We start from the raw sequence: 17422 nt of genomic DNA, 5'->3' as shown, positions 1-17422 counted from the left end.
CCGAGCCGAGCGGTCTTCACTCTCGCTCGCGGAGCAAGCGGGCCACACTCCCGGGCCGCTCCGGCGGAGCAGAGGGATTATCACAGGTTTTTATCATCACTCGGAGTCGAAGCGGGCGGGCAGGACACGTTGGGCGAGTTGGCGGATTTCGTCGATGTCGTACTCCGCCAGCAGATCGAGTACGGCCAGGAGTTTCTCCAGGACCTCCAGCAGCGCCGACGCGGTGGACTCCACGCCCCACTTCATCTGGCGGCCACTCAGCCGCACCAGCACCCGCCGCACCTCGGCCGCTTCCTCACCCGACTCCTGTTGGAGGCACCACACCGTCAGGTACGCCGTACTCGCGATCACCAACCGCTCGGCCACCGCTCCGCCGGTGTGCTGCTCCCAGCCCTCCGCATTCATCCCCGCGCTCTTGAGCAACTTGAAGTACGACTCCACGCCCCACCGCCACGCGTACCACTGGCCCAGGGTCGCGTGGTCGAACCGGGCGTCCGCGTTGCTGAACAGGTACCACTCCGCCAGGATCTCCCCTCCTGGGCCCAGCACCCACGTGACCACCAGTCGCAGCGGCAGCGGCTCACCCCGGACCTCGACCCGACGACCCCCGACGCGCTTCTTGGCCGGCCGGTCCAGTACCACGGCCACCTCGCACGCCCACAGCGCCCCCCGCACGCCCCCGACCGTCACGCTCCGGGCCCGGCCCTCGTCGTCCCTCGCCAGGCCGGGAGTGCGGACCAGGTCTCGCAACGTCACGTCGCGACCGTTCCACTTCATCACCCGATCATCGTCGCCCGCGCGGACCAGGTACGTGTGACCGCTGCGGGACCACCGCCGGTCGTGATCGACCGAGGCCGCTTCTCGATTGGCCACGTGAACCAACGGGTGAGCCAGGTCCCACGTCTTTGCGGCGTCCATGGCGCCGAGCAGTTCTTCGGCGCACCTGTCGGGAGCCGGGGTCGGGTCGGTACGGGTCGAGACCACCGCGTGGGCGGTCCGCAGGCGCAACTCCATCGGGCCCAGCGGCCGCCCGGTAGCGGACTCCAGCACCAGGGCCGCCGCCAGTTCGTAGCCGGTGTCGTGGGCGTGACTGCGCTGGTAGAGATCCTTTTTGCGGCCGGTGTCGTGGTAGTGGATGCTGGACCAGTCGTGAACCACAAGCCCGACAGGGCCGCCGGTCCTGGCGAGGGTGAGTCGAACCCCGGTGTGGACCGGTTCGATGAGCGCGGGAAGCGTGGTCGCTCCGTTGGCGAGGAAGCGGTGCATGCCCAACGTGGAGGCGAACGGCTGGGCCGTTCCCGGAAGTGTCGATAAGGCTGCGGCCGCCCGATTCAACACGTGACAGTGTACCCGCACCAGTAGTTGATGCCGAGCCTGAAGACGCTTGTCCAGTCGGTCGCAAAGGAGCCCAGACCATCACACTGTAGTTTCCGCGATTTCCCGAGACTCAGGCGGCGAGGTCGAGCAGGCGTTCGGCGAGGTCATGGATTCTCTCGCTGTTGGCCCCGGCCCGCAAGACCGCATCAATGTCCCCGGCCAGCAACCCCACCGCCATGCGCGACGCTTGTGCGCGTGGCTCGGGCGGAGCGGCATGACGTCCCGTGGTGACGCGCGCCGGTGGGGCCCCACTTCGTCCCCGGATCGACTCCGGGCCCGCGCCTCGGTCATCGTGAACGTCCACAGGCACATGTGGAACGCACCCACACTCGCCCAGATGCGGCGCGCCTGTTGTTGGCCCGCGTCTGCGATCTCCCTTCAATTCCGAAAGCACGTCTCCAGACTGAACCGATCGGCCACCAGGCCCTGGGGGTACCCGCTGGGGGTCGTGTTCCCGCCCCAGTTGGACCACCCGAGCGGGTACGCGGGGGCGGCGTAGTAGGGGGAGTACAGCCTGGCCCCGGCCGGGTACACGCCGTAGTTCCCGTAGTACGCCCCGTAGGGGAGCGATGTAGTTGCCGGAGTTGACCTGGGCGCTCGCGACGGCCGGGGTGGCGGCCGCGGCCGCGAGGCACCCGCCGTACGCGAGTACCGCCGCCGCCAGTGATCGAATGTGACTCAGCAGTTAGGTCCCTCGGTTGGGGCGACCCTGGGATCGTGTTGCAACGCCGGTGCCGGTGCTCGCCGGTGGTTGCAATCTCACCGGCGTGGTGGAGGGTGACCCTGGGATCGTGTTGCAACGCTGTGCCGGGGTCCCGCCCCGAGGCCGGGCCGTGCCGCGACTCGCGGGCGACCGGTCACGGGATCCTCGACCTCCACCGCGACCGCGCCCCGTGCGTTCCCGAAAGCCCACCCCGCCACTCCGGCAGCAGCGTCCAACCGCTCGCGGATGTCGGCGAGCACGGCGGCAAGCACGACGAGAGCGGGCCGCGGCCGGTCACAGGTCGTTACCGCTCTCGCCGGAGACGACCTGGGCGTGGTTCAGCACGGCAACCAGTGCCACCCCACCGATTACGTTCCCGACCAGCGCCGGGGCGACGAACCCGCCCAGCGCCGCGGCCCACGACGCCCCGCCCGCGGCGGCCGCGGCGAACACCTCGGCCGACCCGGCGATGACGTGGCTGAACTCGCCCACGCCTACGACGTAGCTGAGGACGATGATCACCCACACCCGGCCCGACTCGGCGAACGGCAGGAGCCACACCATCAGCGCGATCAGCCACCCGGCAAACACGCCCCGCGCGACCACCTCGCCGAACCCCGGGGCCAGGGCCCTGCGGCCGATCTCGGCGAACGCGGCCCGGTCGGCGGGGCCGAACGCGTCCCCGTGGGTCACCGCGAGCGCCACCGCCAGCGCCCCGAGCAGGTTGGCGGCCAGCACGACGGCCCACAGCCGCAACAGGTTGGCCGCCGTCGCGCGCTCCCGACGCTTGAGCAGCGGGAGGACGGGGGTGAGGGTGTTCTCGGTGAACAACTGCTGGCGGCCGAGGACGACGATCAGGAACCCGGTGCTGTACCCGAACTTGGAGACGAGCGGCCGCCACGGTTCGTCGGGCAGGCGGGCGGTGAGCAACCCCTCGGCGATCAGGGAGAAGCCCATCGACAGCCCGGACCAGAACAGCGCCGCGGACGCCCGCTCCAGTTCCTCCTCGCCTTCCTTGAGGATGGCCTTGTAGACGACCCGGCCGCTCGGCGCGGTCCGCTCCTCGGCCTGCTGCGCGTCGGGCCGCTGCTGCGTCGCGTTCGCCATCGTCGTGCACCAAACGGTGGGGTTGTCGGCCGCGGCCCGTCGGCGCCGCTCCGGGCGGGCCCGGTGCGGCGCGACGTTGCACACTCGACCGGTGCGCTCGCGCCGAGGGACACTCGGTCGCGACGCGGCGATGCGCGGCCCCTGCGGATTCTGCGCAGGCACCGTGCCGGCTCCGCCAGAACCAAGCCAATCCGAGCCCAACTGCGGAACTCTTATCGGCGTCACACGCCGCCGGCCGGGGCGGTGGCCATCGTGGCCCGGGCCGCGCCCGGTGCCCGCTCGGTGCAGAGGGCGAGGCCGACTTCGAGCAGCCCGAACACCAGGTGTGGGACCCAGACGGCGTCGGCGAACCCGAACAGCCATGGCGAGACCGCAAGGAAGGCGCCGGCCCCGGCGTCGTTCCACAGGTGCACCGGCATTGGGACGACGCGAGCGGCCGACCACTCGTAGTCGGTCAGGAGGCTCTGGCCGATCACCAGGGCGCCGATGGCCACCGGGACCCAGGTCTCGGCCCCGTTGGCGGCGAACCGCCCGATCCAGGGGGCGGCGATCAGCGCGAGTCCGAACAGGTAGTCGATCGGGCCGTGAATGCTCGTGGGGACGAATCGCACGGGGACCTCCTTAAAGTTGTCGGGGACAAGGGAAGGGCGGGGCGGATCAACTGGCCGTGGGTACCGCCATGGCGGGGGTGCTCGGGGTGCCGTAGAAGCGCGGGTCGGCGTCGCTGAGCGCGGGGATTTCGCCGGCCGGGGCCGGCGGCTTGGCGGTGGTGATCTCGCCCCGGCCGTCGGGCGAGCGCCCGCTCGCCCACCGCCCGCGGACGCTTGCGCCGTCCGGGCTGGAGAGGCTGACGTACTGGTACGCCACCTCGTTGAGCTGCCGCTCCTGCGGGAACGCGAGCGGGCACGGGGTGCCGTCCAGGCCGTCGGCCTCCAGCTCGGCGACGGCGGCGAGCCACTGGTTCTGGTGCATCGCGTCGCGGGCGATCAGGAACGACAGCATGTCGCGCACCCCGGCGTCCTCGGTCATGTTGTAGAGGCGGCACGCCTGCAGCCGGCCCTGGCTCTCGGCCGCCAGGTTGTACCGGAAGTCGGCCAGCAGGTTCCCACTGGCCGTCACGTACCGGCCCATCCACGGCACGCCGACGCTGTCGGACGTGTCCGCCCCGAGCCCGCACTTGATCGCGTGCTGTGGGTTCATCGCGGCCGCGATCACCGCGTCCTTCGGGCTGGTGCCGCCGAGCAGCGCGCCGATTACTCCGTTCGACTTGGCGGCCGCCTCCTGGTCCTCCGCGGTCGCCCCTTCGAGCAACCGGCACACCATGGTCGCGAGCATCTCGACGTGCCCGATCTCCTCGGTGCCGATGTCCAGCAGCATGTCGCGGTACTTGGCCGGGCCGCGGCAGTTCCACCCCTGGAACAGGTACTGGAGCATGACTGTCATCTCGCCCCACTGCCCGCCGATCAGTTCCTGGAGCTTCTTGGCGTAGAGCGGGTCGGGCCGGTCGGGCTTGCAGTGGTACTGGGTGCGCTTGTCGTGGGAGAACACGTCTCACCTCCTGGGGTCGGGGCCGCGGGCGCACGGGTCACGACGCAGCCGCGGTGCCGAGGGCCGCGCCGGCCGGGTCGGGACTTCCCGGCGCCCGGTCGGGAGGTGCGGAGGGCACGGCCGCCGCGGCCGGTCACCGGTCCGCCCCGTCCGGCCCGTCCGCCCCGCCCCAGCAGGGCGGCCCCGAGCGCCAGCCCCACCCCGGCCAATGCCAGAGTGGTCAGCCCGGGGTGCGTCGTCATCTTCACGTAGTAGCTCGTCCCGCGGTGCCACCCCTCGTGCGTCCCGCGCTCGTGCAGCCCCTCGCCGGGCCTGGATAGGGCGCTCTCCTCCGGTGGCTTGGACGGCCGCTCGGAGGCCTGCTGGGACCAGTACATGTACCTCTTCATGATCCAGTCGGTGAGCTGCGGGAACGCCGCCCCCATCAGCGAGACGAACCGGGCCTGGCCGCCCACGTACATGTCGCGGACCGGGTTCTCGGCCGCGTACAGGATGGCCTCGGCCACCGCCTCCGGCGGATAGATCATCCCTCGGTGGGCCGGCTGCCGCGCGATGTGGCTCTGGGCGTGCTCATTGAAAGGGGTGTCGATCCGCCCGGGGTGGACCAGGGTGACCGAGACCGGCGCCCCGTCGGCCTCCAGCTCCATCCGCAGCGAGTCGGTCCACCCGTGGACGGCGTACTTGGCCGACGCGTAGGTCGACTGGACCGGGGTGGTCCGGTCCCCGAACAGGCTGCCGACGTTGATCAGGGCACCCGGCCGGTTGTGGTCGGTGAAGAACCGGGCGGCCGCGCGCGACCCGTACACCACCCCCCAGTAGACAGTGTCGAACATCCGCCGCGCGTCCTCGATCGGCACGTCGATCGACCGGCCGAAGATCGACACCCCGGCGTTGTTCACCCAGGTGTCGAACCCGCCGAACTCCCGGACCGCGGCGTCGGCGAGCCGGCCCACGTCCTCTTCCCGACCGACGTTGGTCGTCACCGCCAGGGCGCGCCCGCCCTGGCCCTTGATCTCATCGGCCAGGGTCGAGAGGGCGCCCCCGTTGCGGGCGGCCAGGACGACGGCGGCCCCGGCGCGGGCGGCCGTCCGGGCGGTGACCAACCTGATCCCGCTCGACGCCCCGGTGATGACCACAACTTGTTCGCGAAGCGGTTTCAGCGAGACCATGTGCGGAGTTCCTCGTGTTCGGGCGGTGGGGTGCTCCGGGCCGGCCGGGGCCGCGCGGAGGATCGGATTCGGCCGCAGCAACGGTGCCGGGCGGCGCGCAACCGGGGCCGGGAGTTTTCGACTGCTCGGGCCGGGAAACCGCGAGCGGGGTAGTGCCGTGCGCAGCCCGGGGCGGCGGCGTGCGCGGCGCGGCCCGCGGGGGCCCGGGGCGCTTCGCCCCGGGGGTTCAGTCGTTGGGGTCGTTCCGCGGGCTGATCTCGGTCTCCCCGGTCCGCATGCCGCGGGCCGGTTGGGGCCGAGCCGTGTTGTCGCCGCCGGCGCCGTCGGCCGACGCTTCGGCCGCGTCGGTCGGGTTGTTCGCGCGGGCCGGCTGGGCCGTCTGGCGGGGGCGGGCGGGATCGGGGTCGGTGCGGTCGGGGTCGGTCACGAGTCGTCTCCTTTTCAGGGCTGGGGCGCCGGCGGGCACCGCTTGTGGCCGCACATCTGGTACCGTGGGGGCGGTGCGGCGGGGGCCGGACCGGAGCGGCGTCCGACAGTCCCGACGCGGGGCGGAATGCGGGTTGCGACCTGCCCCCCGGGTGCCGCCCCGGTACCTGGTTCTCCGGAGACCTCCGATGCCGAACGAGTCGACGACCGCCGCGCCGGTGCCCCCGGCACCGCCCGGTCCGGCCCCCGCCGCGCCCCGCCGGCACCGGTGGCGGCGCGTGGCCCTCTGGGGGCTCGGCGGGCTGGCCGCGGCCGCACTGGTTGCGTTCCTGGTCCCGGTGAATTACGCGCACCTGCCGCGAGCCGACGAGGCCCTCAACGAGGGGCCCGCGCACCCGGCCCCGGCTTACGACGTGTGGGGGCGCGCGGTCGGGGCGGACGAGGCGGCGCACCTCCAGCAGACTGACGAGGGGCAACGGCTGCTCGACCCCGCCAACGGGGCGGTCCGGATCGAGCCCGCGACCCTGGCCCTCGGCCGGACGGCGTACTACACCGAGACGTTCGGCAACGAGGTGTTCCTGACCGACGTGCTCGGGCTGCTCGACGGCCCGCTCACCCCGACCGCGGTCGCCAAGGCGCTCGCCGCGCTCGGCGGGAAGGGGACCACCAACTTGCGGGTGGCGCTGGCGAAGGACGCGACCGTCGGCGGGCGGGCGTTCGCGAAGGGGACCGTGATCGACACCGGCATCGACGTGCCCAGGGGGTCGCTCACCCCGCTTGGGATGCGGTTCACGAAGCGGTTCGGCAAGGTCTCCGCCGGCATCACCTGCGCCGCGTGCCACTCGACCGTTGACACCGCTACCGGGAAGGTCGTCCACGGCGCCCCCAACAGCGACTTCAACCTCGGCCTGCTGCTCGCGCTGGCGACCAACACGGCCGCGTACTTCACCCACGCCGACCGGGCCGACCTGTTCGCTGGCGGCACCGACCCCGGCAGCACCGTGGAGACCTCGGCCGGCCTGCGGCAGACGCTGCCGGACGCGAGGGCGCTGGAGGACGCGGTGGACGCACGGCTCCTGAAGTGGCCCCCGGGGAGCTTCGACTCGATGACGGAACTGGCCGCGGCCCCGACCAAGTTGCCGCACGCGTGGAGCCGGGAGAACCACCCGTACAACTACAGCGGCGGGTTCGCGGCCGGGCCGTTCCGCGGCCTGTCGGTCCAGACCAACAACGTGCACGGGCTCAACTCGGACCCGTTCACCCAGACCGACCAGGCCCGCGACCTGTGGGACCTCGACCGCGAGGTGTACCTCGCGGTCCTCCTGCGGAACGCGCCGTCGCCGCGCTTCCGGTGGGACCCGGCGTCCGGTACGAGACCGTCGGAGGCCCTCGCGCGGGCGGTCGCGGGCGGGCCGACGATCAACCAGACGCTGCAACTGCCGACCTACCCGAGGCCGAGCCTCGTCGCCCCCACCGGTCTGTGGACGTCGCCCCCGAAGTACCGGGTGTGGGAGCAGGTGAACGCGATGTCGGCGTGGCAGGACACGCTCGGCCCGCCGCCGGCCCCGCCAGCCGATCCCGCTGCTGTGGCGCGCGGCAGGGCGGCGTTCGAGGCGGCTGGGTGCGCGGGGTGTCACGCGGGACCGGTCGGCACGAACAACCGAATCGTCCCGATCGAGCAGGTCGGCACCCAGCCGCTGCGGGCGAAGGCGCTGAAGCGCGTCGGTGAGCTGCGGGTCCCGCAGACCGTCGCGCTGGCCTTCGACCAGAAGGTGCCGCTCCCCCCGGACCCGCGGGCGGTGGAGGTGCCGACGGGCCACCTCGACCCGCAGCAGGTGGGGCTGGCGTACGGCGTGGTGGGCAACGGCGGGCTGAAGGTGCCCGGGCTCGTCGGGCTTGCGTGGACCGCGCCGTACTTGCACGACGGCGGGGTGGCCGTCGGGCCGGACCCGGAGGCCGACCTCGGCGTGCCCGGGACGCTGCTGCGGGGCGTCGCGCCCGACCCGGTCAACAGCCTCCGCGCCCTCATCGACCGCGACCGACGGGCGCGGGTGGTCGCCGCCAACCGCAGGAGTGCGGACCTCGCCGCAGTCCACGTAGAGGGGATCGGGCACGAGTTCTGGGTGCCGCCGGCTGAACAGGACGACCTGATTCGGTACCTGCTCGCGTTCCCCGGCCGCTGACGGCCCGCAGCGAGCGCCGGGTAGCCCCGGCGCTCGCTTCACGACGAGCGGCGGTCAGCGGCCGGCCGGCATCTCGTCCCGGCGGGTGAGGAGCCCGGCCAACGCCAGCCCGGCCCCGAGCGCCAGGAATGTGTTGCGGGCGCGGGTGTCACGGGAGAACCCGAGCAGCCACGGGGAGGCCGCGGCCGCCGCCCCGGTCCGCACGTCCAGGTCCAGGTGCCGGCGGAACGACAGCGCCGGCACCGCGCCCCACTCGGACCGGGTGAGCAGGCTCAGCCCGAGCAGCCCGCCGCTCAACAGCAACGCCAGCCGGGCCGGGGTCGGGTGGTCCGCGAACCCGGCCAGGAGCGGGGCGGCGGCCACCAGCGGCACGGCGGCCACGTCGCCCACCCCGTGCGCCTCCCGCGGGAGCACTTCGGTCGTCATCACTCATCCTCCAGTTGGTAAAGACGGTGCGGCCAGGGCCGCCCGGATCAATCCCCGAACGCGAGGGCCCCGAACCGGTCCGACCCGGCTGCGGGTGGACCCGCAAGGCGGGTGCCGCAGTTCGCGCGGCCGGACCTACCGCCGTTGTTCCGGACGGCGCGGTGTTCGCCCGCGGCGGCGGCGCCGTCGGCCCGGCCCGGACCACGCGGTTCCGGTGAGCGGCCCCGCGTCACGCCAACTCGCGGACCGCGGCCAGCCCGCGGTCGACCTCCTCCGGCGTGTTGATGATCCCGGGGGTGAGCCGGAGGTAGGCCGGGGTGTACGGTGCCGCGGTGGCGATCACCATCTTCTCGCGGAGGCGGTGCTGCGCCTCCTTGGCGGCGAACCCGCGGACCTCGAAGCAAACGATCCCCGCCGACAGTTCCTCCGCCACCGGCGTGTGGAGCGTGACGTGCTTCATCTCCGCCAGCCCCTCCTTGCACCGTCGGGCCAGCTCCCGCACCCGCGCGGCGATCGCCTCGCGGCCGAGCCGGTGGTGGAACGCGAACGCCTCGGGCAGCGACCACCGGTGCTCGAACGCCTGGAACCCGCCGGGGGTGACCGTCCGGCCCGAGACCGGCGGCTGCGGCTCCTTCTCCTCCCACGCGTCCATCGCCTCGGTGAAGCTCGGGACCGTCGGCCGCATCCGCTTCCACGCCGCCTCGCGGCCCCACAAGATCCCGGTCCCGCGGGGGCCGTACATCCACTTGTGGCACCCGCTGGCGAGGAAGTCGCACCCGAGGTCCGCCACCCGCTCCGGCTCGATCCCGAACCCGTGGACCCCGTCCACGCACAGCAGCACGCGGTCGGCCTCGTCGCGCCGGGCGTTCGTCGCGGCCAGCGCGTCGGCGATCCGCCGCAGCGGGAGCTTCACCCCCGTGTTGGAGTGGACCCAGGTGACGCCCACGACGCGCGTCGCGTCGCGGACGGCCCCGGCGATGGTCTCGACCATGCGGTCCGGACCGACGGTGGTGGACGGCTGGTCGTAGAGCTTGACCCGCCTGGCGGTCGCCCCGCTCCGCGCGCACGCCAGGCGGATCGACTCGTGGTGCGGGAAGTAGTCGTGCTCGGTGGTGAGCACCTCGTCGCCCGGCCTCAGGTCGAGCCCGTGGTACAGGGTCGCCAGCCCCATGGTCGTGCTCTCGGTGAGAGCGATGTCGTCCGGCCGCCCGCCGGCGTACCCGGCCGCGGCCTCCTGGGCGGCGGTGATCATCTTCAGCTCGTTGGGGTCGACGTACCCGACCGGGTCGGCGTCCAGCGCGCGGCGGTGCCGCTCGATGGCCTCGCGCACGGGCCGCGGGTGCGACGCGATGTACTGGGACGCGCCGAGGTGGGCGTACCGGTAGTCGAGGTCTAACTCCCGGCGGACGGCCTCCCAGTCGGCGCCGCGCTTGTGGTCACGTGTCAGAAACAACATCACCGGGACTCCTGGTCTGGTCGGAACTGCGCGACCGGTGGGGCCAGCGCGTGTCGGAGCCACCGCTGCAGGTCGCGGTCGAGGGCGTCGCGGCACTCGTCCAGCCCGTGCCGGCAGCCGGGGTAGAGGATCAACTCCTTCGGCTCCCCGGCGCGGCGGAACAGTTCGCGGGAGCACGCGTCGGGCAGGACCTCGTCGTCCGTCCCGTGGGCCAGCAGGAAGGGCCGCGGGCTGAGCCGGCCGACCGCTCCGGCACCGTAAGTCTGGCTACTCAGAGCGGCGACCGCCACGACCACGGGGCTGACGGCCCCGGCCGCGATGACCACCGCCCCGCCGAACGAGTGGCCCACGAGGGCGACACGGGTGCGGCCGACGGAGGCCAGGTGGGCCACCCCGAGGAGGACGTCGGCGACGCACTCCCCCAGGTCGCCGGGGAACCGGTAGGCGAGTTCCAGGGAGGCGACGCCGCCCGGGGCGAGGAGGGCAGCGAGCCGGGGGTAGAGGCCGCCGGCCGGCCCATTGAGCCCGCCCCCGGCGCCGAACACCCAGAGCACGGCGGCGTCCCCGCTTGGGGCGTCGTGCCACCGGCACGGCACCTCGCCGGCACTCGTTCGCAGGGTCAACCGGTCGCCCGCCCGCTCGGCACCCAGTAACTCCTGCCCGCCCGCCGTGCGTCGCGCGGCCATCCCCCACCCCCTTCCCGTTCTCAGCGTGGCCCCGCGGCGATCTCGGTGACGGCCCGGACCAGGGTGTCGATGTCGCGCCGGGCGCTGTAGAGCGAGAACGACGCCCGCACCGCCGTCGCCTCCCGCTCGCCCAGGGCGCGGAGGAGCGGCTGGGCCGCCAGTTCCGGCCCGCCGACCGCAATGCCCCGGGCATCCAGCGCGGCGATCACGTCCCTCGGCTTCCGCTTCCCGACGTTGAAGGACACGATGCCCACCCGGTCGGTGGCGGACCCGATGAGCCGCACACCGGGGACCTCGGCCAGCCCGGCGGCCGCGTACGCGGCGAGGTCCGCGACGTGCGCCGCGACCCGGGCCATGCCAACGCCGCCGAGGTAGTCGAGGGCGGCCCCGAACGCCGCGACCTCGGCCACCGCCGGGGTCCCGTCCTCGTGCCGGTACGGGAGCGGCTTGTACTCCACCTCGGTGTCGAGTCGGACGACCTTTGCCGCCTCCGACCCGCCCTCCTGGGGGCGGATTCTTTCGAGCCAATCGGGCCGACCGTAGAGGAACCCGGCCCCCGTCGGCCCGCCCATCTTGTGCCCGCTGGCGGCGAGGAAATCGCACCCGATGGCCCGTACGTCGACGGGCAGGTGCGGGGCGCTCTGGGCCGCGTCCACGACCACCGGGACGCCGCGGGCGTGCGCGACCTCGACCACCCGCTCGACCGGGGTGACGAGCCCGGTCACGTTCGACAGGTGCGTGACGGCGACCACCTTCGTGCGGCGGGAGAGCATCCCCTCGAGCGCGTCGAGGTCGACCGCGCCGTCCGGGGCGACCGGGGCGGCCCTCAGCACCGCCCGCGCCTTCCGGCAGGCGGTCTGCCACGGCAGGATGTTGGAGTGGTGCTCCGCCTCGGTGATGAGCACCTCGTCGCCCGGCCGGAGGACGCCGTCGGCGAACGCGTTGCCCAGCAGGCTGAGCGCCTCGGACGCGCCGCGGAGGAACACCACGTCCTCCGGGTCCGGGGCGTTGATGAACACGGCGACCTTGGCCCGGACGGACTCGAACTCCTCGGTCGCGCGGCGGCTGAGCAAGTGGCTCTCGTTCACCTTGGCGTACTCGCGGGCATAAAAGTGCGAGAGCCGGTCGAGGACCGGGCGCGGCTTCTGGGCGCTCGCGGCGCTGTCCAGGTACACCACCCGGTGCCCGTTGACGATCCGGCCCAGGACCGGAAAGTCGCCCCGGGGGGCGAGCGCATCGCCGACCGTCGGTCTCCGCGTCTGCGTGGCCACACGTTCCTCCCGCGTCCGATCTGGCGTGTGCGACGGACCCGGCGCCGGTCCCCGGGCGGGGCGACTCTGCTCAAGGTGCAGTTCCAGGGCCGCGTCGGTCGCCCAAGCTCCGCACACCGGGATCAGCGGGAACCCCCGACGTCGGGTGGGGAAGCGACCTGGCAGGGCCGGGGGTGCCGTTCGGCCGGCCGCGCCTCGTTCGCCCGGCACTCGTTCGAGTGCGGGGCTTTGAACCCGCGGGTGCGCGGGCAGGAGTCCGGGACCGGCGCCGCGAGGGCGGTGCTCGCCGGCGGGCTCTTGCCCGCCGGCCGTGGGGCCGTCCGGCCGAGACGGACCCGCCCCGACCGCGTCGCGGGCCGGGCACGCAAGGTGCACCGCACTAACCCGGGTTCTTCTCCGACGGGAGGGGTGAGATGAGTGCGACCACCGGCGGGCGGGCCGAGCCGCTCGAAACCGCGGCCATCATGGGCGGGCTGTACGGGGACGGGTTCATCGGCCTTCAGGGGGCGTTCGACCGTGACTTGGTGCGGGGCCTGCGGGAGGACATCGACGCCCTGTTCGCGGAGGCGCTCGCCCGGCCGGGCGGGGCGGTCGGGCGGGGGCCGAACCGGTACTACGTCGAGGTCCACCCGGAGCGGGTCCGGGCGTTCCCGGTCATCGCCTCCCACCCGTGGGTGGTGGCGGTGTGCGAGGCGGTCCTCGGCCCGGACTACAAGGTCGTCGAGGTCGGGTTCGACGTCCCCGGTCCGGGGGCCGCCCTCCAGCCGTGGCACCGCGACTTCCCGGCCCCACCGGAGACGCTCACCGGCCGGCGCCTGAACTCGTTGGCGTTCAACGTCACGGCCGTGGACGTGACCCCGGAGATGGGGCCGTTCGAGATCGCCCCCGGCACCCAGTGGGACGACCCGACCGGGTTCGAGCACGGCATGTTCCCGCCCAAGGCGCTATACTCGCGGTACGACGCCCGGGGGCAACAGAAGATGGCCCGGATGGGCGACATCTCGGCCCGGTCCGCCCTGACCATCCACCGCGGGACGCCGAACCGGTCGGACCAGCCCCGGCCCGTCCTCGTCCTCGGGGTGGACGCCCAGGACGCGCGGAACGCCGAGCGGCACGACCTCCAGGTGACCCGCGGGTATTACGAGGCCCTCCCCGCCCCGGTCCGGGACCACTTGACCTGCCGGGTCGTGGACCGGTTGGAGCCCATCGCCCAGGCGCACACCATTGAGGGGTTGGTGATGGGGGCGGCGTGACCCACGGTTCTTGGGCGGGAGCCGGCGTGTTGGCCGAGCACGTCTTCGCGGAGTGAAGCCGGAACGCCCGTTAGGGCATGGCGGCGGGTGGCCCCCGCCTGACGACGGCAACCTACCGGGCGAAGCACTTCTCGAACTTTCGCGCGAACACGCGCGAGGAACTCGCGCGAGAACAGTATCGACCGCACGGATTTCTCGGGATGGCAGGGGGTGGGGCGCGCGTGTTAGCCGGCCCAAAATTCGAGTTGCACTCGGACACCAAGTTTCACACTCCTCGAACTCGGAGGTATTAACCGGCCGGTCGACGGCGGGAGCACACAAAACCAACAACGGGTTCGACGCAGTACCTGCAACATGGGAACGCGTGGCACGCACTTGCAGGTCGCCAGAGCGTTCCCCAGTTAAACGCGACGGGAAGGCGTGGTTGACGGCCGCCGCTCTCGTTCCTAACCTTCTGGCTTCTTCACCGGAACGGAGGCGTGGCGCGATGACGTTCACGGAGGCAGTGGCGGAACTGTGGGCGAAGCACCCGAAGGCGGAGCTGAGCCCGTCGGTCAAGCGGGGCAGCGCGTTCACCCGCGCGGCCCGGCTCCAGTTCGAGAAGGACGAGGGGGGACTGTACGTCGGGCGCGACGCCGACGGGACCGAGGTGCTGGTGTACTTCAACGACGACGCGAGGGTCATCGCGTGCACCGAGATCGAGCCCGATGACGAGTGACGACCGTGGCGGATGGGGGCCGTCACGCGGCACCCAGCCCGTAAGGACTTCACGAGCGTGCGGGCCGCAGTCAACGCGGGGTCGGTCGGGAGCCCGGGCGGCGTGGGGCGACGGGGCACGCGGTCGCATGTCCCGCTGGCCAACGGGTCGCCGCCGGGCGTGTTGGCGGCGCGGGCGGTCCTGGAGGTGGACCCCAAGCGCACGCAGGCCCGGCAGAGCCTCCGCGTGCCCCCGCGGAACACCGGGCGGTGGGTCGGGGGGTGATCGACCCGCCACTCCGGTGATCCCGTCCGAGAAGGGATTTCGATTCTGTGACACGCTTCCGCCCCGCTTCGCGATCACAAATTTGAGGCGATCATGTTCGGCGGCGCGATTCCACTGGGCCAGGAACGTGTCGCCCGTCGCTCGGCAGGAGTACTCGGGATGCCGGCTTCGGCGCGGTGGACCAGCTCGCTATCCAGAGGAACGCGGCGTCGAGGTCCGGGAACCGGCCTCCAGTCCGCCAGTTGAACTGGCGCTGGTGCGGGGACGGGTGGTCGGGCTTGAAGTGGGGGCAGGTTGGTCGAAGCATGAGCGGCCGTCAGTACCTCGCGGAACTAGTCCAGCGCCTCGGGGAACTCGGGCTCGGGGGCGAAGAACCCGGCCCGGCCCAGCTCCTCAAACGCGGCCAACCACTCGTCCTCCATCCGCGGGCCGACGGCATTGATCGATGCCGCTGGCACCCGGGCCTCCAGGTGGGTCAGGCGCGACCCGAGTGACCTCCCGCGTTGCACCGCCACGTCGAACTCCGGGTTGGAACTCAGCCCCGTCCCATCACTGCGTCGAGAGCGGCGAGCCCTGTCTCATCCAGACACGTGGCCTCGGGGGCGATTCCCGCCTCAGCTTCCCAGGCCCGGTACTCGGGGGTGAGGGTGGTGAGAAACGCGTACACGGTGGTGAGCCACCCGGTGTGATTCGGGTGGCGCAGGTCGATGTCCTCGGGGCCGAACGCCACGGCCAGCAGGCCGCGGGCGAACGCCACCGGGGCGTCGGGCTCCGGTCTGCCGGATCGGCCAGCGGGGACGAGCTGCTCGAGGCTCTGAAGCCGTTGGGCCAGGGTCACGCCCGGTCCGCTTGGGTGTCGCTGAGTGGATCGTTGGCACGGAACTCTCGCTCGACGGCGGCAAGGATGCCGGCCTCGACCGCCGGGGCGAACGTAGTCGGGGTGGTGAGGTACGCCGCGGTGAGCGCGTCGATCCGGTCGCACACGCTGGTCCGGGAATGGGGAGCGCGGTGCCGGTCGGCGGTCCGCTCGGCCGCCCGCACGCGGTGATTCAACTTCATGAGCCGGCTCCGTTCGATCCGCTGCGGGCGAGCACTGCGTCGGCCTCTTCCCGCGTGGTGACAACGACCTCTTCGACGTACACCACGTGGGACCCGCCGCACCGCACGCACCGGTCCGCGGCGCAGGGCACCTGACCCTCGGGGCCAGCCACCTGACCCTCGTGTCGCACGCCGGCAGGGCGCTCGTCAGCTTCCTCAGTCGGGCCGTTAGTCGCATGGCTTCGCCTCCGGATCGGGCTGGTTGTAGGCCGTGGAGGTGGTGGCCCCGCCGCACGCGGGGCACGTCGGGAACGGGCGGACGGGCCGGTCGAGGCCGACGGGGACGGCGAGCCCGCACGCTCCGCAGTGGTGCCCGACCCAGTACCGGTGGGGCGGGTCCAGGACCCACGCGGCCAGCGCCACCGGGAGCCGGAACCCCGGGGCCGGGGGCGGGGCGCACGCCCACGACGCCAGGGCCTCGAGGGCCGCGTCGTATGGCCCGTTCAGCCTCGCCGCGAGGGCGGCCCGGAACTCCGCGGGCACGAGGGCCTGGATCTCGGCCCACGGGTCCGGCGCGGGACCGGCCGGTGCGGCGGCGGCCCGAGCGCGCGGGCGACGATCGACTCGAGGCGAGCGATGCGAACGTCGCTTCGCATGGCGGTCCTCAGGCGTACAGGCCGCGGGGACCGGGCGGGTCCTGGTCCGCGAGCCGGGCCTCCAGCGCCGCCATCCGGGCCTCCAGGTCGGCCACCTCGCGGAGCTTCATCCCGAGTTCCAGGACCGCCCTCGCGGCCCCGAGCCGGACCGTGGCGGGGGCGTCCTTCTGCAACTGGAGCAGGGTCCGGACCGCCTCGCCGGCGGCCGCGGTCAACAGGCCCGCGGCCCGGGCGACCATGTCGGTGTGGAGGGCCCGGAGCCGGTCCGTGAACGCGGGCTCGCTCAGTCTCCGGTAGATGGTCGGGTCGGTGAGCCCGCCCTGGCGGGCCGCGGCCTCGACGCTGGCCCCGCACGCCAGGGCCAGGAGCAACGCGTCCTCGTTCTTCTTCCGCTGCTCGGCCACGGTCGCTCGCTCCCTCGGGTCACAGGGGCCCGTTCACGAACTCCGCGTCGCACACGATGAGCAGGCCCCACGGGGCCAGTCGGCCGTCGGGTACCTCGGGTCGGCCCATCGCCGGGTCGTACACCAGGAGGCGGTGTCGCATGTGCCGCCCCCGCGTCAGGATTGTTCCGGGAATCATCAGGGAGAGTGCCGTTCCGCGGCCTTCCCGGTCAGCTGCTCATAGCGATACACCACGACGTCACAGTACCGCGGATCGAGTTCGAGGAGCGCGGCACTCCGCCCGGTCTGCTCGGCGGCGACCAGCGCGGTGCCGCTCCCGGCGAACGGGTCCAGGACGGTGCCGCCCGGGGGGCACGAGTTGCCCAGCAGGTACGCGAACAGGTCCACGGGCTTCGGGGTCGGGTGGTCGCTGTTCTTCACCGGCTTGTCGAACTCGAGGACCGTGGACTGGCTGCGGTCCGAGAGCCAGGTGTGTGCGGCCCCGTCGGCCCAACCATAGAGGACGGGCTCGTGCCTCCACTGGTAGTCCTGGCGGCCGGGCACGATGACCGACTTGACCCACACGAGCCCCTGGCGGATGGTGAGCCCGGCGTCGGCACAGGCGAGGCGGACCGGCAGGGCCGTGAGGTCCGCGTGGAACAGGTAGAACGACCCGCCGGGCTTGAGGTGCACACCCGCGTCCGCAGGGGTCGCGCACTATGAACGGCTGACGGGGTAACGGTTTGGGGCTACACCGA

The 17422-nt window shown here is 72.8% G+C and carries 20 protein-coding genes and 1 pseudogene; 4 read left to right on the top strand and 17 right to left on the bottom strand.

Annotated elements, in window-relative coordinates; translation table 11 throughout:
• Nucleotides 1-96: 96 nt before the first annotated feature.
• From ACTIGN_RS01565 to ACTIGN_RS01540, 6 genes and pseudogenes are all read right to left on the bottom strand, one after another.
• Nucleotides 97-1266, bottom strand: coding sequence for a hypothetical protein (locus ACTIGN_RS01565; protein WP_439620696.1), 1170 nt, complete (start codon nt 1264-1266; stop codon nt 97-99).
• Between the two features lie 1108 nt (nt 1267-2374).
• Complete coding sequence (locus tag ACTIGN_RS01560) at nt 2375-3187, bottom strand: formate/nitrite transporter family protein (protein ID WP_439620695.1); 813 nt, start codon at nt 3185-3187, stop codon at nt 2375-2377.
• A gap of 221 nt (nt 3188-3408) precedes the next feature.
• Complete coding sequence (locus ACTIGN_RS01555) at nt 3409-3798, bottom strand: SPW repeat domain-containing protein (protein WP_439620694.1); 390 nt, start codon at nt 3796-3798, stop codon at nt 3409-3411.
• A gap of 46 nt (nt 3799-3844) precedes the next feature.
• Nucleotides 3845-4735, bottom strand: a complete 891-nt coding sequence (locus tag ACTIGN_RS01550) for a manganese catalase family protein (RefSeq protein ID WP_439620693.1) — start codon at nt 4733-4735, stop codon at nt 3845-3847.
• 188 nt (nt 4736-4923) lie between these two features.
• Nucleotides 4924-5904: pseudogene (locus ACTIGN_RS01545) on the bottom strand (SDR family oxidoreductase); the annotation flags it as partial.
• A gap of 226 nt (nt 5905-6130) precedes the next feature.
• Nucleotides 6131-6331, bottom strand: coding sequence for a hypothetical protein (locus tag ACTIGN_RS01540; RefSeq protein WP_439620692.1), 201 nt, complete (start codon nt 6329-6331; stop codon nt 6131-6133).
• Nucleotides 6332-6518: 187 nt separating this feature from the next.
• Here ACTIGN_RS01540 and ACTIGN_RS01535 point away from each other — a divergent pair, with 187 nt between their 5' ends.
• A complete protein-coding gene (locus tag ACTIGN_RS01535) occupies nt 6519-8513 on the top strand; it encodes a cytochrome C oxidase Cbb3 (RefSeq protein WP_439620691.1) in 1995 nt (664 codons plus the stop codon).
• Between the two features lie 54 nt (nt 8514-8567).
• Here the strand turns inward: ACTIGN_RS01535 and ACTIGN_RS01530 are convergent, their stop codons facing one another.
• The 4 genes from ACTIGN_RS01530 to ACTIGN_RS01515 all read right to left on the bottom strand — a co-directional run bounded on the left by ACTIGN_RS01530 (nt 8568) and on the right by ACTIGN_RS01515 (nt 12352).
• Nucleotides 8568-8939 carry an SPW repeat domain-containing protein gene (locus ACTIGN_RS01530; RefSeq protein WP_439620690.1) on the bottom strand — a complete coding sequence of 124 codons (372 nt, stop codon included), beginning with the start codon at nt 8937-8939 and terminating at the stop codon, nt 8568-8570.
• Between the two features lie 229 nt (nt 8940-9168).
• Nucleotides 9169-10395 carry an aminotransferase class V-fold PLP-dependent enzyme gene (locus ACTIGN_RS01525; RefSeq protein WP_439620689.1) on the bottom strand — a complete coding sequence of 409 codons (1227 nt, stop codon included), beginning with the start codon at nt 10393-10395 and terminating at the stop codon, nt 9169-9171.
• Nucleotides 10395-11081: an alpha/beta hydrolase gene (locus tag ACTIGN_RS01520; RefSeq protein WP_439620687.1), complete on the bottom strand. Its 687-nt coding sequence runs from the start codon at nt 11079-11081 to the stop codon at nt 10395-10397. The genes ACTIGN_RS01525 and ACTIGN_RS01520 overlap by 1 nt, the downstream gene beginning before the upstream one ends.
• Before the next feature lie 20 nt (nt 11082-11101).
• Complete coding sequence (locus ACTIGN_RS01515) at nt 11102-12352, bottom strand: aminotransferase class V-fold PLP-dependent enzyme (RefSeq protein ID WP_439620685.1); 1251 nt, start codon at nt 12350-12352, stop codon at nt 11102-11104.
• A gap of 413 nt (nt 12353-12765) precedes the next feature.
• Here ACTIGN_RS01515 and ACTIGN_RS01510 point away from each other — a divergent pair, with 413 nt between their 5' ends.
• The 3 genes from ACTIGN_RS01510 to ACTIGN_RS01500 all read left to right on the top strand — a co-directional run bounded on the left by ACTIGN_RS01510 (nt 12766) and on the right by ACTIGN_RS01500 (nt 14587).
• Nucleotides 12766-13605 (top strand): phytanoyl-CoA dioxygenase family protein, encoded by an 840-nt coding sequence (locus tag ACTIGN_RS01510; protein WP_439620684.1) that lies wholly within the window; start codon nt 12766-12768, stop codon nt 13603-13605.
• Between the two features lie 487 nt (nt 13606-14092).
• Entirely contained in the window at nt 14093-14323 is a 231-nt protein-coding gene (locus ACTIGN_RS01505) for a hypothetical protein (protein ID WP_439620683.1), read from the top strand.
• A gap of 12 nt (nt 14324-14335) precedes the next feature.
• Nucleotides 14336-14587: a hypothetical protein gene (locus ACTIGN_RS01500; RefSeq protein WP_439620682.1), complete on the top strand. Its 252-nt coding sequence runs from the start codon at nt 14336-14338 to the stop codon at nt 14585-14587.
• 332 nt (nt 14588-14919) lie between these two features.
• Here ACTIGN_RS01500 and ACTIGN_RS01495 read toward each other — a convergent pair whose 3' ends face one another.
• From ACTIGN_RS01495 to ACTIGN_RS01465, 7 genes are all read right to left on the bottom strand, one after another.
• Nucleotides 14920-15045 (bottom strand): hypothetical protein, encoded by a 126-nt coding sequence (locus ACTIGN_RS01495; protein WP_439620681.1) that lies wholly within the window; start codon nt 15043-15045, stop codon nt 14920-14922.
• Nucleotides 15046-15122: 77 nt separating this feature from the next.
• Nucleotides 15123-15344 carry a hypothetical protein gene (locus ACTIGN_RS01490; RefSeq protein WP_439620680.1) on the bottom strand — a complete coding sequence of 74 codons (222 nt, stop codon included), beginning with the start codon at nt 15342-15344 and terminating at the stop codon, nt 15123-15125.
• Between the two features lie 77 nt (nt 15345-15421).
• Entirely contained in the window at nt 15422-15646 is a 225-nt protein-coding gene (locus tag ACTIGN_RS01485; RefSeq protein WP_439620679.1) for a hypothetical protein, read from the bottom strand.
• A 207-nt stretch (nt 15647-15853) separates the two neighbouring features.
• Nucleotides 15854-16168 (bottom strand): hypothetical protein, encoded by a 315-nt coding sequence (locus ACTIGN_RS01480; protein WP_439620677.1) that lies wholly within the window; start codon nt 16166-16168, stop codon nt 15854-15856.
• 121 nt (nt 16169-16289) lie between these two features.
• The gene (locus ACTIGN_RS01475) at nt 16290-16685 is read right to left on the bottom strand and encodes a hypothetical protein (RefSeq protein WP_439620676.1); all 396 of its coding nucleotides are present in this window, start codon (nt 16683-16685) and stop codon (nt 16290-16292) included.
• A gap of 19 nt (nt 16686-16704) precedes the next feature.
• The gene (locus ACTIGN_RS01470; RefSeq protein ID WP_439620675.1) at nt 16705-16827 is read right to left on the bottom strand and encodes a hypothetical protein; all 123 of its coding nucleotides are present in this window, start codon (nt 16825-16827) and stop codon (nt 16705-16707) included.
• 35 nt (nt 16828-16862) lie between these two features.
• A complete protein-coding gene (locus tag ACTIGN_RS01465; protein ID WP_439620674.1) occupies nt 16863-17357 on the bottom strand; it encodes a DNA-methyltransferase in 495 nt (164 codons plus the stop codon).
• Nucleotides 17358-17422: the final 65 nt, after the last annotated feature.

The sequence above is a fragment of the Gemmata sp. genome (assembly GCF_051859125.1).
In the GTDB taxonomy this organism is placed as follows: Bacteria; Planctomycetota; Planctomycetia; order Gemmatales; family Gemmataceae; genus Gemmata.
This window is presented reverse-complemented; position numbering and strand designations above follow the sequence as displayed.

What these genes read in the sequence shown, in the direction of transcription:
- ACTIGN_RS01565 (WP_439620696.1), bottom strand. Translation starts at nt 1,266, where the DNA reads ATGCACCGCTTCCTCGCCAACGGAGCGACCACGCTTCCCGCGCTCATC.
- ACTIGN_RS01560 (WP_439620695.1), bottom strand. Translation starts at nt 3,187, where the DNA reads ATGGCGAACGCGACGCAGCAGCGGCCCGACGCGCAGCAGGCCGAGGAG.
- ACTIGN_RS01535 (WP_439620691.1), top strand. Translation starts at nt 6,519, where the DNA reads ATGCCGAACGAGTCGACGACCGCCGCGCCGGTGCCCCCGGCACCGCCC.
- ACTIGN_RS01530 (WP_439620690.1), bottom strand. Translation starts at nt 8,939, where the DNA reads ATGACGACCGAAGTGCTCCCGCGGGAGGCGCACGGGGTGGGCGACGTG.
- ACTIGN_RS01525 (WP_439620689.1), bottom strand. Translation starts at nt 10,395, where the DNA reads ATGTTGTTTCTGACACGTGACCACAAGCGCGGCGCCGACTGGGAGGCC.
- ACTIGN_RS01520 (WP_439620687.1), bottom strand. Translation starts at nt 11,081, where the DNA reads ATGGCCGCGCGACGCACGGCGGGCGGGCAGGAGTTACTGGGTGCCGAG.
- ACTIGN_RS01510 (WP_439620684.1), top strand. Translation starts at nt 12,766, where the DNA reads ATGAGTGCGACCACCGGCGGGCGGGCCGAGCCGCTCGAAACCGCGGCC.
- ACTIGN_RS01505 (WP_439620683.1), top strand. Translation starts at nt 14,093, where the DNA reads ATGACGTTCACGGAGGCAGTGGCGGAACTGTGGGCGAAGCACCCGAAG.
- ACTIGN_RS01500 (WP_439620682.1), top strand. Translation starts at nt 14,336, where the DNA reads ATGGGGGCCGTCACGCGGCACCCAGCCCGTAAGGACTTCACGAGCGTG.
- ACTIGN_RS01485 (WP_439620679.1), bottom strand. Translation starts at nt 15,646, where the DNA reads ATGAAGTTGAATCACCGCGTGCGGGCGGCCGAGCGGACCGCCGACCGG.
- ACTIGN_RS01470 (WP_439620675.1), bottom strand. Translation starts at nt 16,827, where the DNA reads ATGCGACACCGCCTCCTGGTGTACGACCCGGCGATGGGCCGACCCGAG.